The organism is Pantoea sp. Sc1 (genome assembly GCF_000255315.1).
In the GTDB taxonomy this organism is placed as follows: Bacteria; Pseudomonadota; Gammaproteobacteria; order Enterobacterales; family Enterobacteriaceae; genus Pantoea; species Pantoea anthophila.
Genome location: NZ_AJFP01000002.1, coordinates 165046 through 180881 on the forward strand (window position 1 = coordinate 165046; position 15836 = coordinate 180881).

Annotated in this window: 14 protein-coding genes; 8 read left to right on the forward strand and 6 right to left on the reverse strand. The window is 53.1% G+C overall.

Features of this window, described 5'->3' with window-relative positions; genetic code table 11:
* Nucleotides 1–1437 precede the first annotated feature (1437 nt).
* Both S7A_RS18610 and S7A_RS18615 read left to right on the forward strand, forming a co-directional pair.
* On the forward strand, nucleotides 1438–1803 hold the full coding sequence (locus tag S7A_RS18610; protein ID WP_009092868.1) for a hypothetical protein: 366 nt from the start codon (nucleotides 1438–1440) through the stop codon (nucleotides 1801–1803).
* A gap of 49 nt (nucleotides 1804–1852) precedes the next feature.
* Nucleotides 1853–3910, forward strand: coding sequence for a pyrroloquinoline quinone-dependent dehydrogenase (locus S7A_RS18615; RefSeq protein WP_369750605.1), 2058 nt, complete (start codon nucleotides 1853–1855; stop codon nucleotides 3908–3910).
* 208 nt (nucleotides 3911–4118) lie between these two features.
* Here the strand turns inward: S7A_RS18615 and S7A_RS18620 are convergent, their stop codons facing one another.
* The 5 genes from S7A_RS18620 to S7A_RS21445 all read right to left on the reverse strand — a co-directional run bounded on the left by S7A_RS18620 (nucleotide 4119) and on the right by S7A_RS21445 (nucleotide 6931).
* Nucleotides 4119–5015 (reverse strand): hypothetical protein, encoded by an 897-nt coding sequence (locus S7A_RS18620; protein ID WP_009092870.1) that lies wholly within the window; start codon nucleotides 5013–5015, stop codon nucleotides 4119–4121.
* Between the two features lie 360 nt (nucleotides 5016–5375).
* A complete protein-coding gene (locus S7A_RS21440) occupies nucleotides 5376–5603 on the reverse strand; it encodes a hypothetical protein (RefSeq protein ID WP_158000259.1) in 228 nt (75 codons plus the stop codon).
* A 136-nt stretch (nucleotides 5604–5739) separates the two neighbouring features.
* Nucleotides 5740–6072 carry a hypothetical protein gene (locus tag S7A_RS18630; RefSeq protein WP_009092872.1) on the reverse strand — a complete coding sequence of 111 codons (333 nt, stop codon included), beginning with the start codon at nucleotides 6070–6072 and terminating at the stop codon, nucleotides 5740–5742.
* A 132-nt stretch (nucleotides 6073–6204) separates the two neighbouring features.
* A complete protein-coding gene (locus S7A_RS21030; RefSeq protein ID WP_071987830.1) occupies nucleotides 6205–6498 on the reverse strand; it encodes a hypothetical protein in 294 nt (97 codons plus the stop codon).
* A gap of 64 nt (nucleotides 6499–6562) precedes the next feature.
* On the reverse strand, nucleotides 6563–6931 hold the full coding sequence (locus S7A_RS21445; protein ID WP_158000260.1) for a hypothetical protein: 369 nt from the start codon (nucleotides 6929–6931) through the stop codon (nucleotides 6563–6565).
* 1129 nt (nucleotides 6932–8060) lie between these two features.
* Here S7A_RS21445 and S7A_RS18645 point away from each other — a divergent pair.
* Nucleotides 8061–8240: a general stress protein gene (locus S7A_RS18645; protein ID WP_009092874.1), complete on the forward strand. Its 180-nt coding sequence runs from the start codon at nucleotides 8061–8063 to the stop codon at nucleotides 8238–8240.
* A 173-nt stretch (nucleotides 8241–8413) separates the two neighbouring features.
* Here S7A_RS18645 and S7A_RS18650 read toward each other — a convergent pair whose 3' ends face one another.
* Nucleotides 8414–9697, reverse strand: coding sequence for a DUF2254 domain-containing protein (locus tag S7A_RS18650; RefSeq protein WP_050544667.1), 1284 nt, complete (start codon nucleotides 9695–9697; stop codon nucleotides 8414–8416).
* A 520-nt stretch (nucleotides 9698–10217) separates the two neighbouring features.
* On the opposite strand from S7A_RS18650, the gene S7A_RS18655 reads away from it, so the two are divergent.
* From S7A_RS18655 to S7A_RS18675, 5 genes are all read left to right on the forward strand, one after another.
* The gene (locus S7A_RS18655; RefSeq protein ID WP_009092876.1) at nucleotides 10218–11684 is read left to right on the forward strand and encodes a SulP family inorganic anion transporter; all 1467 of its coding nucleotides are present in this window, start codon (nucleotides 10218–10220) and stop codon (nucleotides 11682–11684) included.
* Between the two features lie 337 nt (nucleotides 11685–12021).
* A complete protein-coding gene (locus S7A_RS18660) occupies nucleotides 12022–12981 on the forward strand; it encodes a LysR family transcriptional regulator (RefSeq protein ID WP_009092878.1) in 960 nt (319 codons plus the stop codon).
* Between the two features lie 346 nt (nucleotides 12982–13327).
* Entirely contained in the window at nucleotides 13328–14782 is a 1455-nt protein-coding gene (locus S7A_RS18665; protein ID WP_009092879.1) for an NAD(P)-binding domain-containing protein, read from the forward strand.
* Nucleotides 14779–15261: a CMD domain-containing protein gene (locus S7A_RS18670; RefSeq protein ID WP_009092880.1), complete on the forward strand. Its 483-nt coding sequence runs from the start codon at nucleotides 14779–14781 to the stop codon at nucleotides 15259–15261. Before S7A_RS18665 ends, S7A_RS18670 begins: the two co-directional genes overlap by 4 nt.
* Nucleotides 15258–15824 carry a peroxidase-related enzyme gene (locus S7A_RS18675; protein ID WP_009092881.1) on the forward strand — a complete coding sequence of 189 codons (567 nt, stop codon included), beginning with the start codon at nucleotides 15258–15260 and terminating at the stop codon, nucleotides 15822–15824. Before S7A_RS18670 ends, S7A_RS18675 begins: the two co-directional genes overlap by 4 nt.
* Nucleotides 15825–15836: the final 12 nt, after the last annotated feature.

Sequence of the window (15836 nt, forward strand, 5' to 3'; positions counted from 1 at the left end):
GGTGTGGTTATTGCATATTATCGCATCCGCACTTTATCATAGTGGACACTTCGATGGTAAATGTCCGCTATTTACCCGTATAGGCTGTTAACAAAAATGGATGTAATCAAAGGGCTCAGGTCAATGTGGATGCATAACGCTGTTCAAAGTTGTTGATTTTGAGCAGATAAGACAAGCCCTGCTGCGCACAAGTAAAATGACAGTGGCAGGCTCACGCAGTGGGTTAATGGCTTATGGCTACGTAGATGTGATGGGCAAAGCTGATTATGCAAAATGCGTTGACTAGAAAGATCGCCGTGAGTGTTGTTTCGCTGGTTTTAGCTGTGCTTCTCATAAAGTACATCACACCACTCAACAATCTTATTTTCACCTTTGGTTCATGGCTTTTCTTCAAGCTTGGCCCAAGAGGACAAGGGTGGATTGGAAGTGACTATCAATGGGGAGAAGACCCCGTTACTTTTTTCGTGGCTCTTTTAGCGGTGTTATTTCTCGGATGGTTGATATCGAGGATTATAAAAAGCATTTTTCCGACCACTAAAAAGTCCTCTTAAGCTAAATTTCACACCCCCGATCATTTAAAAACCGGGGCCAGGCGAGTTCTGATATGAGTGTACTGGTTAAATGAAACCCAATAACCAGATCAATTTCGCTAAGCCCAGCTGACGCTGGGTTTTTTGCGCATAAAACGAGGTTTCCATTGATGTTCAGGCCTACCGGTTAGCCGTCCGTCTGGCGCTGGATGAGCAGATTACGCGCCAAATGCTGCAGGTCAGCCCTGATGCAATCGAGCTCAACAAGACGTTTCTCGTTATAACTAAAAAACATTAAAGCACTGACCAGCGCGGCCTGTAAGGCGACATCCGCGCTGCGGACTCTTAACCGCATATTTAATCATCAGTTTTCCGGCGGGTCCCATGGCGCGTGCATATGCCAGTCCTGGCGGGACGCTCGCACAGCCTTCGCCTTCAGAACAGGGTCAAAAGCCGGGGATCTACTAACATTCATGCGTCAAATGCACGAAGCGAGGCTTTGCTATACAAAAAAGCATTGATACCTGTAACGTCCTGTATTCACCCCGAAGGCGCAAAAGTTTTCCCACTCAATGGGGTTGAACCAGGTGATCACCAGTTTAAGTCAGAGTTCAGTATCCCGAACTCCCTTATAAATAAGCGGAAAAAATGAGCAATCTGCACACTTCATAACATCGCCTCTTCTATTCAAAAATACTTTTTGCCCGCAACACATCCCGGCTTGCGGAATTCCGTTTTCCTTCCAGGCCTTATGAAGCTCACGCATAAACCGGTGATCTGAATACGCTGGGTGTTCAGTCCGCTAAAGATGGCAGGTTTTTTTATCATTTTCCGGCGAAAAACAGCCGCATAAACCTGCCAGTGCGCCATATTTAATGATTAATCAAACACCAAGGGACTTCCTGTTATGTTGCAACCTCAATCTTCACGTCTGGGCGGCTTACTGCTGCTGATCGCGGCAGCGATCGGTTTCGCGGTGGCTTTGTATGCGTGGCTGACGCCACTGACCGGTGTGACCGGTACAATCGGCGCGTTAGGTGTGGCTATCGCCAGCGTCATTCTGGCGATACTGACATTTATTCTGCGTAGTGCATCCGGTCGCGGTGCACGTGCGACAGTAATTGTTCTGACCCTGGTCGTGTTATTCGGTACTGCTTTCGCCGCCGCCTTGCTGCATCAGTACATCATTACGGCAGCGATGGTTGCAGGCCTTATTGGTCTGATTACGCTCTGCAGAAACCCCGCCCGTCCTGACCATCGCGTTAAAGCCTGAGGAAACCTTCGTGAAGAACAATAAAACGACTCCGGTAATGAAAGTCGGCATGACGGCGCTGGCGCTGCTGCTTACCCCACTGGCACTCCATGCGCAGGATAACGCCGCGGAGGCCTCTATGGGCGCGCGGGAGAAGGTCAGTCCGGATGCGGCTGATCACCAATCTCCCGGTACCACTAACACCACAGACGATGCATCAACCGGCAAGCGTGATGGAGATAAGGTCGCAACGGCAGACAATCCTCCGACTTCGCTGGTGCCATCGGGTGCGACCTGGGACAGCTTTCATGGTCAGCTTAACGCGCAGAAATACAGCCCGCTGAAGCAGATTAATACCGACAACGTCAGCCAGTTAAAGAAGATCTGGGAATTTCATACCGGTGATGTCTCGGACGGCAAGGGTGACACGCCCGCGACTGTCTGGTCAGCCACCCCTATTTTTGCCAACCAGACCCTGTATATCGGTACGCCTTTCGATCGCCTGATTGCCCTCGATCCCGGTACGGGCAAAGAGAAATGGCACTACGACACCAAATCCCCGCGTAAAGCCCTGACCCAGCCCGTTCTGAAAAACCGGGGCGTCTCTTACTGGCAGGCAAAAACCCCCGTTGCCGGACAGGCGTGTCAGAAAATCGTCTACATGGGAACGGTTGATGGCAAGCTCTTTGCGCTGGATGCCGATTCCGGAAAGCCATGCAGCGACTTTGCTGATAAGGGTGTTCTCGATCTGAATCAGTGGAACACGATTAACGCCAAATATCCGCTTTCAGTTCTGCAGCCGCCAACGGTCGTGGGTAACCGTCTGCTGATTGGCTGGGCGGGCAAGGACTGGGCCTATGCTGAAGCGCCTCCGGGCACAGTTTTCGCTGTCAATGCGCAGACCGGCAAACGCGAATGGACGTTTGACGCTATTCCGGAGGCGGTCCGCAAACGAACCGGTACGGCTAACGTCTGGACACACATGTCAGCTGATGAGGCGCATGGACTGGTGTATCTGCCGGTCTCATCGCCTTCTCCCAACTACTGGGGAGGTAACCGCACTGCACCTATCCCACTGGCTACCTCAACCACCGCACTGGATGTGAACACCGGTAAAGTCGTCTGGTCCCGTCAGTGGGTGCACCACGATGTGTGGGACTACGATATCAACTCGGCGCCGACACTGATGGATATCACGGTCAATGGCAAACCGATCCCGGCACTGATTCAGGCAACCAAGCAGGGCTTTTTGTTTGTGGTGAATCGGCTGACCGGTGAGGATGTCTGGCCGATTGAAGAGCGACCTGTGCCGCAGGGTGATGGCTCGGTTCAGGGTGAAGTTCTTTCACCCACGCAGCCATTCCCGACGAAACCTGCACCGCTGCTTGACCAGTCGAAAAAGCCAGCGATCTGGAAACTGGCGGATATGGTGGGGGCAGGTCAGTGTTCAAGGCTGTGGGATAAGCTGACCTACGAAGGCATGTACACGCCGCCTGTCACCAAAGGCGAAGGCACACTGACGTATCCGGACAGTGCGGGTGGCGTGCAGTGGGGCGGCGTCGCGTTCGATCCTCAAAAGCAGATCGCGATTGTTAATACCTCCCATATCGTGCAGTACGTGAAGCTCTATAGCCGCGAAGATTATGAAAAAGCGGATAATGGCGCGGGCAATGAGAGTGGTTTTGCACCACAGGAAGGCGCGCCTTATGGCATGCGTCTCATGGTTGCCAATAACTGGCTGGGCATGCCGTGCTGGCAGCCACCCTTTGGTGAAATCGTGGCGATTGATATGCACACCGGTGACGTCAAATGGCGTCGTCCTGTTGGCGCATCTCAGCAGTATGGCTTCTTTATGCCAGAAAGCTGGGGCTCACCGACCATCGGCGGCCCGGCAGTCACTGCGGGCGGCGTGATATTTATTGGTGCGTCAATGGATGCTAAGGTTCGCGCCTATTCCGTGGAGAGTGGCGAGGAGCTGTGGTCCGATCAGGCAGAAGCCCCCGCGGTAGCCAATCCCTCGGTCTATGAGTATAAAGGCCGCCAGTACGTGGCGTTTGTCGCCGGCGGTAATACCATCCTCAAGGATCAGGTGGGCGACCAGGTGGTGGTTTACGCTTTACCTGAATAGCGGTTGCTGAAGATTCCGTGAAGAATGTATGGGGCCCTGAGGCCCCATTTTCTTTGTGATTCTGACCAAACGATCATTCTCCTAAAAGCAATCTCATGCCCAGTCTGAGAGCCGTCGACTGCAGATAGAACTGAAAGGCGTTATTGATAAAAGTTACTGACTAAGCAGATCAAACAGTTCTGGCTTCTGAATTTTCAGAATTAATATCTTATGTATTCTTCAGGTTCAGAAAGTAGTCCATTAACGTTTTGTCCCAGCGCTTTCCATACTGAGTGTCATTTATGCCTGTGTTTTTATCCTGTATGACATCATTGCCTTCTAATCTGAATCCATGCTTCTTGCCGGCTTCGGTGACAGTAAATACACCATCTTTGCTGATGACATCAGGTTCTTCAATTTTCAGTGTGGCTTCGCTGGCCGTTTTTATTATGTAGTTATTCTGTCCCTGACTTACATAAGTTGCGAACGGAAATGCCATGAATTGGTTTTTCGATGTCGCATCAGAACCGGTAGTGTTCATGATGGATTCCAGATAGTCAAAACTCGCGGTATGACTGAAAGAATACCCAGGGTCGAGTTCATATCTGATAAAAGCAGGGTCGAGGCCAGAGTTTGCAAAGTTATCACCGCTCAGAATACGGGATGCTGTTGCAGCATCTTTATCTGTAAATGATACCGTCTGAACCCGACCAGTCGTATCGTGACTATTCCCTGTATTATAACTACCTGACACGCTTCCGAACTTACGGTAATTACCTAAATCGCGTGCTATATCATCAACATATCGTAAGTCAGCTCCCTGTGTCTGTGCCTGATCATAGAGATGTGAAAGTGCGCCCAAATCGCTCTTCGTCAGAAAAACAGAGGCATCCATCCCCTGGCTATTTTTGGTAAGCTGAGTCTGCATTTCAGGTAAGGTGCTTACCTTACCAAAAAGACGAGACATCATCAGTCCTCGTCCACTTATCGTAGACTGGCCTGACGAGACAGGCTGCACGACTGTAGCGTTGCTCTCGCTGGCAGGGTAGAGGCTGGAGCTTTCAGGGGTTTTAAATGATACAGATGGATTCTGCCTGTAAATATTGTTTAACGTATTGATGTTCATTGCCAATGCCTCTCCATCCTGAACAACACTCAGTCCGTGATAAATATCGATGGTTTTTTTAAGTAACGACAGAGCGACATAAAACTTTAGATGAAATGATTCATTTAAGGTCTCCAGTCAAAAAAGCAAACGCTCTGTTCTTTACAGATTTAAGCAAAGAGGCCGCTTCTGGTACAAAGCGGACCTTGTGAAAAGTCAGACGTTCAGCCAGAGCGATATCAGGTTTTAATACCTGAATTACATCAACCTGACTGAAAGAGATTCATTACGAAAAGTCTGTCTACTTAGACGCTCTGGCACCGCTCATCCCCGGAGAACCATCGTGACCTCCATTGGTACCACCCTGACCACCCTGACCACCTAACCCCCCGGGTCCCGCATCACCTCCATTTCCACCGTTACCTGAACCATCACCATTACCGCCATTTCCACCGTTACCTCCATCTTCGCCACCACTTCCCCCATTACCTCCGTTTCCATCAGACCCGGCTCCGGCATTTCCGCCGTTACCGCCGTCACCATTGCCGGAGCCATCACCTCCATCACCTCCATCTCCATCGTCTGCGGTAGCATTAAAGCTAATGGCAAAAGTTAATGCCGGTAACAGAATAGAAGGTGTGCAAAAAATTAATACCCGAAGTGTTATGAGAGTTATTATGACTGATGACTTTAAAAAGACGCGCAAACTAAAATATTGCATTCAGACTCTCCTTAAATGAACTTGTTACATTATCTGATTAAGTGTTTCCCCCATCCCCGCCATCTCCACCGTCACCGCCATTTCCGCCAGGTGAATTATTACTGCCCCCATCACCTCCATCTCCACCATCAGCGCCATTTCCCCCGGCCGCGCCTTCACCTCCGTGCCCGCTGTTACCACTGTTGCCCCCATCACCACCGTCACCTCCGTTCCCGCCGGGTGAATCAGCACTATTACCATTTCCACCATTCCCGCCGTTGCCCCCATTGCCACCATCAGGCCCACTCCCGCCATTTCCACCATTCCCGCCATTGCCCCCGGCTGAGCCACTTCCGCCATCACCACCATTGCCGCCATCAGCTGTCAGATGAAACAAATGAGAAGCCGGTATTACAATTTTTTTCTCCTTGTTTGCCCAGGCATTGGTCATTGAGTTGAGAATTACTACGCTAAACAGGCTTAACGAGAAAAATGTATTTATTTTGTTATTCATCCATTAGCTCCATTAGCTCCGGGCGCACCGTTTCCGCCATTTGCGTTTCCATCAGGCGTGTTACCGCCATTACCGCCATTGCCGCCATTGATACATGGGGTTCCCGACACACCTTGCCTGCCATTCTCACCATTAGCGTCACCGCTTTTCGTCGTGCCGCCATCTTTCCCATTCAGATATGAGCAGTCATTATGTTTATGATGATGCCTGTTTGAGGCCTGAGCATTCAAAGCACTGACTAAAATAGTTGAAAGGATAACTATATTGATGGTTAATGAGCGAACTTTCATTTTATATCTCCATAAATTAAACGCGGAGAAATCATTCGCCGCGTATTAAAATTAAAGCAGCCTGTTATGAACCACCATCACCACCATTATCTCCTCCGCCATCTCCGCCGCCATTATCGCTTCCGTCACCATTACCGGTACCGTTATTATCTCCACTGTCATTACCATTGCTGCTGCCATTCCCACTATCGGCATTACCACCATTACCGCCATTGCCGCCATCCCCGCCTGGGGCTCCCGGTGAATTATCATTCCCACCATTCCCCCCATTACCTCCTGCAGCACCTGCAGCGCCATTCGCATCGCCGATTAACACATAGGGCTTCGCAGAGTCGGATTTAATAGCCTCACTGTCCAACAGCGCTGCGACTGATAGCCGGGATGACATAATTAGCAAAACTCCTAACGCAAAAGTGATTTTATTGAGTCTCATAGTCCATCCTTAAATTAAGAAATACATGAGTAAAAAACACGTTTCTGATAACCCCGCCGTGGGGTTGCCTGAAGTAAATTAAAAAAAGCATGAAAAGAGAAGGGATGCAGATGTAATAAGAAGTGTCTGGTGATTAACTGTTGTGTGTAAAGTAGCAGGTAGGTTTGTTAGATCTTTAATGTATCTTTCTGGCGGGTGCTGTTTTGTCAGGCCAGCTCTGAAAGTGAGATACAGTTCACGGTAACAGCTTTTACAGGCTGAAATGTATTACATTTTTATTAAGCATTAATTTTATGTTTATCTAAAAAATTGGATAGGTAATGAAAAAATTGCATTTCAGAAGCTTGTAACCTCTTTAATTCTGATTATTTAATGATTAATGCAGAAACTGTTTAAGAGCAGATCTGTTGCATTCAGGACAAACTGGCACGGCGAGGCTGGAGGGCTCTTCAACAGGCGCGCTGAAGATACACTACGAATCCAGAGGAGCTGGGTTAAGCGGATCGCACATCAGAAAGGAGTCAAAACGCCTGCTGATTCTGACTAAAACAGACTGTTTGCCAGCGTAAATTATTGTGAGATAGCCACTGAAAGGGCTGAATCCTTAGGGTGTGTTTCCGGCGGATGGCCAGGCGCCCCAAGCCGCGCTGCAGATCCATCAGGCTGCTAACAAACTGCACCTGGTGTTTTTCTGAACCTGGAACTGAGTAAAATCATACGGGCTTTTACAGACCCGGTTACGCTTATCTGCCACTCTTTCTTCAGCATGAGTGAGTCAGAACCCACCTGAACTCTTTTCGATTGAACAAGCATGCTTCAGCACAGCGTCACAGTGCTCTGTTTTTATAAATTTTAACAAAGGTAATATTTTATTAACGCGGCGCGGAAAATATAACTTTCAACTCAGTGTCATAAGAATTTGTTTTAATTTTAAAATTTTCATCCCTGTCGTCTGGCTTATTTCGCCTGGCGTGCGTCTCGCTTATGCTTTTTCCCCGCAGAGTTTAAACGGGTCCGCTTGCAAACATCCTTGCCCCCTCTAGAATAAACAGTGCAACACGAATACGGCTGGCGATATTTATCATGCCGGTTACCATCTATTTTTAGAAAAGTTATCCAGGAGGATAATATGGCCGAACATCGTGGTGGTTCAGGTAATTTTGCAGAAAACCCTGAGAAAGCATCTGAAGCGGGTAAAAAAGGCGGGCAAAACAGTGGCGGTAACTTCGCCAATGACCGTGAAAAAGCTTCAGAAGCGGGCAAAAAAGGTGGCCAGAATAGCCACGGGGGCGGACGTAAGTCTGAATAATCAGAGATGTTAATGCTGATTTAGCCTCAGGCCCCGGCATTCCTGCCGGGGCTTTCATTTTTAATACATTGAGAGATGAGGATTAATTTACGAAACCATTGTCAATAAATAAGCGCTGCCGCAGTGTTACTGGCAAATTTAATTAAATCCTTTCTCTGCCAGCCAATATTGTTTCATATCAGGCTCTCTTCTTCACTTATTCCCGTCCCGTTTAAATAGTGCCAGCCATAAGCACGTTTAGCTGCCTCTTTATCTGCCTCACAATGCATCGCGTGACTGGCACGCGTCAGCGCAAGCAAGGCATGGCGCTGCGCCTCTGCGGCATAACGTTGAGGTGAAATCACCGCCAGCGAGTGCAGCGCTTTCTGCAGGCGCAACTGAACTTCGACCAGTGTGGCACCATCGCGCGCAATCCCGGTGAAAATATCGTCAAACATGTCGCAGATTTGCGCGGGCTGCATAAAGAGCCGCGGGTAGTGCGTGGTGGCAGAGTCTGCAGAGGCGGGCAGGGTGAACAACCTGACCGCCCGGCCGATAATATCGATCGCAGTGCCCGGATCGTTAACCGCCGGAGATAGCGCGCGTGAGGCGATTTCGGACAGGACACACAGCCCAAAGCGGGGATCCTGTTCAAAGGAACGCTGCTCACCCAGGGTGAAGGCATGACACACTCTCTGCATCTCATCTTCCTTCAGTGGCCGATCGCACCAGAGCAGCGGGGCGCCTTGATGAATAAAACTTCCCGGCTGAGCGGCAAGATAAAGATGACAGTCGTTCTCCTGAGCGAAGTCGGAAAGATGTTGCAGGTCAACATGTTGCAGATAGCCGGTCTGCGGATGAAAGATGCTCTGTGGGGCGCGATTCTCTGGCAGAACACCGTTCCAGGCAGAGCAGCCCATACAGGGTTGCCGGAGGCGATCGTGCAGGGCTGCCGTGGTGGCTTCTTCGACGCGATGTGATGTGTCAGACATGCAGCCAAACTGAGCCAGATGCTGTATCCAGCGCAGCAGCGTCACGACAATCGTGGCAATGACCACCAGGGTGACAAAAAAGAGAATCACCCGCCCCTGGGTGCCATAGGCGCCCATGCCGAGAGCGATGATGCCCACCAGGCTGTAAAGAAAGGAGCCAATAAAGGTCGCCAGCACATTCTGCGTTGTGCCATCTTCAAGCAACAGCACCGTAGCGCGTGGCGTCACGCTGCTGCTGGCAGAGTTATACGCCGTAACCACGATATTGAGCGAGAAGGTCGTAACGGCCAGCATACTTGAGGCGAGTATCGTCAGGATCTTATCGACTGCGTCACTGCCTACAATCCCTGATACCGAAACCGGTATAAAGGGTTTAATGGCGATAGCGACAAGGGCAGTGATAATCGCCAGCAGCGCGAATAATGAACTGCGAAACCAGAGCTGTCGGGTCAGCCGGAGAAGAAGCCACCGCGTTTTAGACATCATGTCACCTTTTTAATCAGTTTATCGTCGCGGCTTCACATCAGGCCTTCGTCCGCTGTCCTCACAAAACCACTCTGTCGCCTCTCTTTTCTGACCATTGGACCGGGCAGACGCCTCGCTTACAGAGCTCGCTGGTTGCAAGGTAAGAATAGCCACGGATTGGCGCATTGACACCCGCTCGCCCTGCGCGGAAAGGCGCTGACCTGTTGCAAGCGGGGTTGATCGGTCATGGCATTCGTTTATAGTAAAGGGTCTGTCTGGTCAGCTTTTCGCTCTGATCAGATATCACGGCCCGCGTTCAGAACAGCATTGCGCGGGATGACTTCCGTCCTGAAGGCACGCTGCTGCCGTAAAGGAGAATCCAGAATCATGCGTCTTACGCCACCCTGAGTCTTACCCCTCCTCTGTCGCACTGAGCCCGCTCAGCTGCGCGCCCTGAACATCCCGTCTGCGGATGGATCTTTTCGTATCTGAAAATTATTGCCCCTGCGGGCTGACTTTATTCAAAATCTGAGAAATTATTATGCTGCTGTCCTCGACGCGTAAGGACTGGCTGGGTAACGTCCGTGGTGACCTCCTTGCCGGTATTGTTGTCGCGCTCGCGCTTATTCCGGAAGCGATCGCTTTTTCCATCATTGCTGGTGTCGATCCCCAGGTCGGCCTCTATTCCGCCTTCTGTATCCCCATCGTCATGGCCTTCTTTGGTGGCCGCCCGGCGATGATCTCCTCCTCAACCGGTGCGATGGCACTGCTGATGGTCACGCTGGTTAAAGACCACGGACTGCAATATCTGCTTGCGGCCTCTGTGCTGACCGGCATGTTCCAGCTGATAGCCGGATACCTCAAGCTCGGCAGCCTGATGCGCTACGTGTCGCGCTCGGTGGTGACCGGCTTCGTGAACGCACTGGCGATACTGATATTTATGGCGCAGTTACCGGAGCTGACGCATGTCACCTGGCACGTCTATGCGCTCACGGCTGCCGGACTCGGCATTATTTATCTTTTCCCGTACCTGAATAAAACGATTCCTTCTCCCCTGGTCTGCATCATCGTGCTGACCGCTATCTCTGTCTGGCTGCACCTGGACGTTCGCACGGTGGGCGATATGGGTAAACTGCCTGACAGCCTGCCGGTGTTTCTCATTCCGGATATTCCGCTTAACCTTGAGACCCTGCTGATCATTCTGCCGTACTCGGCGGGGCTGGCCGTGGTAGGGCTGCTGGAATCCATGATGACCGCCACAATTGTGGATGATATGACCGACACAGCGAGTGACAAGAACCGCGAGTGCAAAGCACAGGGTATTGCCAATATCTGCACTTCGTTTATTGGCGGTATGGCGGGCTGTGCCATGATTGGCCAGTCGGTAATCAATGTTAAATCGGGTGGGCGGGGACGGCTTTCGACGCTTACGGCGGGCGTGGTGCTGCTGTTGATGGTGGTATTTCTGCGCGACTGGGTGTCGCAGATACCCATGGCGGCGCTGGTTGCGGTGATGATTATGGTTTCCATCGGCACCTTTTCATGGCAATCCCTTGCGAACCTGCGCACCCACCCGCTTTCAAGCAGCATTGTGATGCTGGCGACCGTGGCCGTGGTGGTCGCCACCCATAATCTGGCCTTTGGCGTGCTGACCGGGGTACTGATTGCATCACTGAACTTGGCCCACTTTATGGCCGTTTCCTCTGCCGTAGAGGGCAATACCCGCACCTATACCGTGAGCGGACAACTCTTCTTTGCCTCAGCTGACCGGTTTACCCGCCATTTCGATTTTCGCGAGAAGCTGGATCGTGTGGTGATCGACGTGACGCACGCCCATTTCTGGGATATCACCGCAGTCAATGCGCTGGACCGCATTGTGATTAAGTTTCGCCGAGAGGGCACCGATGTCGACATCAGGGGAATGAACGACGCGACCCGGACTCTGGTTGACCGGTTCGGCGTGCATGACAAACCTGAAGAGGTAAAAAAGTTGATGAGCGGGCACTAATTCATTGATGATTTATCATGATGAGCACCGCTATTACCTGAACTGACGGCCCGCCGTCAGTTATCCTGATACAGGATCGGCTTTCAGCCGCGTCATCAGTTAAAAGCATAATGCCGTGGCGACGGATCCCCGGACCTTCCTGAGTGGTCAGCATCATTGAAGGGTGACATTTCCGTTATCTCTTTACCAGAGTTCACATGCAGCAGAGTGATGGCGGATGAAGACTGCGCTGCCCCGCAGATTGCTCGTGGTGGCTAATTCGGCACACTCTCTCTATGATGACTTTTTCCCGACTCTCTGCCGGGAACGATCAACGACTCAGGGAAGTATCTTCGCGATGACCATGTTAAATGACCTCGATCTGCGTCAGCTGGAGGCCTTCTCGGCGGTAATTTCTGCGGGCAGCGTCACGGCGGCAGCCAAAGCACTGAACCGCTCGCAGCCCGCTGTTTCCCGTCTGATTCAGGAGCTGGAGCAGTCGCTGGGCTACCCCCTGTTTATCCGCAACGGCCCACGCATTCATCCCTCTGAAGAGGCGTTACAGCTGCATCAGTATGTGCAAAAAGCACTGCTCTCTTTGCAGCAGATCCGCTTACGCGCCCAGGAGATTGCGCATCAGCAGCATCGCCCGCTCAGTATTGCCGCGACCCCTGCGCTGGCGGCCGGGTTACTGCCGCAGGCGCTGGCGGCACTGAACCTGCAGAACAAAGTCCAGATCATCAGTGAATCTGCCGTCCAGACGGCGCACGCGGTGATCACCGCAGAGGCTGACATCGGTTTATGCAGTCTGCCGCTGGAACATCACGCGGTTGAACTGCACTGGATTGGACAGTCGCAGTGCGTCGTGGCGCTGCCGGAAGAGGATGAGCTGGCGGCGAACCGGGAGCTTTCGTTGAGCCAGCTGGCAGGCCGCCGGCTGATCGCTCCCTTCAGCCCGCAGCGCTTACGCGGACGCTATGAAAAAGCGCTGAAAAAGGTCAGAGCCCCGCTGCTGGAAACCATTGAAACCAACTCCTCGGCCAATATCCTGGGCTGCGTGCGGGCTGGATTAGGTGTGGCGATCCTCGAACCGGTAACGGGCTGGGGCATGCCGCTGGCCGGTGTGGCAATCCGCCCGATTGAGGAAGATATTCCTTACTTCTTTGGCGTCATCACCCCTCAGGGCCGCCAGATTTCCAGTGCGGCCCAGGCGCTGGTGGAGGCCCTGGCCGATGCTGCCGCACACCTGTTGCCGGGGTTTGAACGTCTGACAGCCAGTGAACATCCCCGCATCATGCGTATTATCAACCAGAATTAACACCGCCTCTCACGGTCACCCGGCAGGGTGACCTCTCGTCCAGCCACAATCAACAGATACCCGTCAGGGTTAACCAGACGCAGCCTTCTCAATAATCCCTGTAATTTCAATGCTTATAACTTATGCGGCATAAGATATAAGAAATCCATTGGTCAATGGGTGAGCGTGCTTCTTGACTCCGATTTGGGGCAAGAGGAATATGCGAAAACTGAGTTCTTACTATGCGTTATGATGATTCTTATCCGCTTACTATGTGTTTTTAAGATAATAAAAAGCAGGGTCATCGGCGCGTTTTAATCGTTTTCGCCCGCTATCCGGCGATCGCTGACACCAGGGAAATCTCTATATGACGTATGCCGCCAAAGGCCTTGCCGCGCTTGAAGCTCAGCTGCAGCAGGATCTGGAATGTCTGGAACTGCCCGCCAAATCCTGGGTGCCGGAGCGCACCTGGCAGGGGGCGCCGGTTCGCGATGTCGTGGTCATCGGTGCCGGTATGTGCGGTCTGGCTGCGCTCGCTAAATTACAGCTCACCGGCATCAGCAATGTGGTGGCGTATGACGCCGCACCGGCAGGGCGGGAAGGCCCCTGGGTGACCTTTGCACGCATGGAAACCCTGCGCTCGCCGAAAACGCTGCAGGGCCCGGCACTGGGTCTTGCACCGCTGACCTTCCGCGCATGGTTTACGGCGCAGTGGGGCAAGGAAGCCTGGCAGGCGCTGGATAAAATTCCTAAAGCGCAGTGGATGGATTATCTGATCTGGTATCGCAGGGTGCTGAACCTGCCGGTGCAGAACAACGTGCGGGTCTGCACTATCGCGCAGGCCGGAGATGTCATTGCGCTGGATCTGGACGGCGCCGAAACCGGCCGTGTTTACACACGCCGTCTGGTGCTGGCTACCGGACGTTCAGGACTGGGCGGGTTTGCCGTTCCGGATTTCCTGCAGGGTATTGATCGCCGGTTCTGGGCACACTCCGCCGATGATATCGATTTTGCGGCGTTACAGGGCAAACGCGTGGCGGTGATTGGAGCAGGCGCGTCGTCAATGGATAACGCCGCCACCGCACTGGAGCAGGGTGCCGCAGCTGTCGATCTGCTGATCCGGCGTAAAGCGATGCCGCGTATCAACAAGATGACCGGCATCGGCAGCCAGGGGGTGATACACGGCATGCACTCTTTGCCGGATGCGTGGAAATGGAAATTTGTCGACTACACCGCCGCGACACAAACGCCGCCGCCGCGCGCGTCAACCCTGCGCGTCTCCCGCCATGACAATGCGCGTTTCTTTCTCGACTGTGCCATTAACGCCGTCAGGCAGGAAGCAGAGGGCCTGGTGATTGAAACCACCCAGGGCGCACTGCGCTACGACTTCCTGATCGCCGCCACCGGCTTCACCAACGATTTCCACGGGCGGCCGGAGTTTGCTGCCATCGCGCCGCATATCCGCAGCTGGGCCGACGGCCGCTATCAGCCAGAGATGGGGCCAGCACGTCAGAACCTGCTGGACGCGCCGGATCTGGGGCCTTCCTTTGAGTTTCGCGAAGTGACGCCAGGGGCCTGCCCGATGCTGGCACACATCCACTGCTTTAACGATGCCGCGATGCTGACGCACGGCAAAGTCTCCGGCGATATTCCGGCCGTGAGTGCGGGGGCCGATCGGCTGGTGCGCGGCATAACGGCCTCGCTGTTTGCCGAGGATGTCGAACAGCACTTCGCCAGTTTACAGGCTTATGACACCCCTGAATTGCAGGGCGATGAATGGGTGGATTCAACCCCGCAACTAAAACAGGAGAACGCGTTGTGATCGACGTTATTGATCAGGCAGCCGGATTAACACCCGATGAGGCGTTGTATCAGACGCGCCGCCTGCGCCCCGAATTTGTTGAGGGTGCAGAAGCGTGCCGTCTGTCCGTGCTGGCACCCGAAGATGAACAGGGTTTACCGGCGGACCTGCGTCTGGCGCTGGCCCAGCGCATGGCACACCAGAACGACGATGCCGCGCTGCAACGGGATTACCAGGCTCAGCTGGCGGCGTTAAACCCGTCTGACGTGCTGCTGACCCTGGCCGCGGGCGGTGGGGTGAGTGAAGAGCCGCTGGCAACGATTGTGCGCCATGCCGATCTGGTGACCCAGCAACCCATTCAGGCGACCGAACAGCATATCCGGCTGCTTGAGCAGGCCGGGTTAAGCAATCCGCAAATCGTCGCGCTCTCGGAACTGATCGCCTTTGTTAACTTCCAGACGCGCGTCGCGGCTGGCTTACGCCTGATGAGGTCCGCATGATTCCGTCAGTTAACCTCAAACCACTGCACTGGCATCCCTATATCACGCCGGTCGAGGTTGAACAGGCGACACCGGCACAGCTTGATGCGATGAAGGTGACGCCCTCCAACAAGAAAATCTCAGAGTACGTGCGCACGCTGGTGCACGATCCCGAAAGTTACACCGCCCGCACCGGCCTGTTCAACGCCATTATGTATGTTGAAGGGGGACTGGACCGCGCGGATCGTGAACTGGGCGCGCTCGGTGCATCCATCGTCAACGGTTGTCGCTACTGTGCGGTGGTGCATGCGCGCCGTCATGCCCAGCTGGCCGGGAATGACGCGGTGGTCAGTGCGGTCTACTTCGACAGGGCCGATGTATTAGGTGAACGCGACGCGGCGATCTATCACTTTGCCCGTCGTTTATCGGCCACGCCCTCTGAGGCGACGCCGGACGATGTGGCCGCTCTGCGCGCTGTCGGCATGAACGATCAGGAGATCCTCGATCTCATCCATGCCATCGCCATCTTTGGCTGGGCCAACCGTCTGATGCATGTGCTCGGCCATGCTGACCTGAACAAATAAGGGCTGCACCGG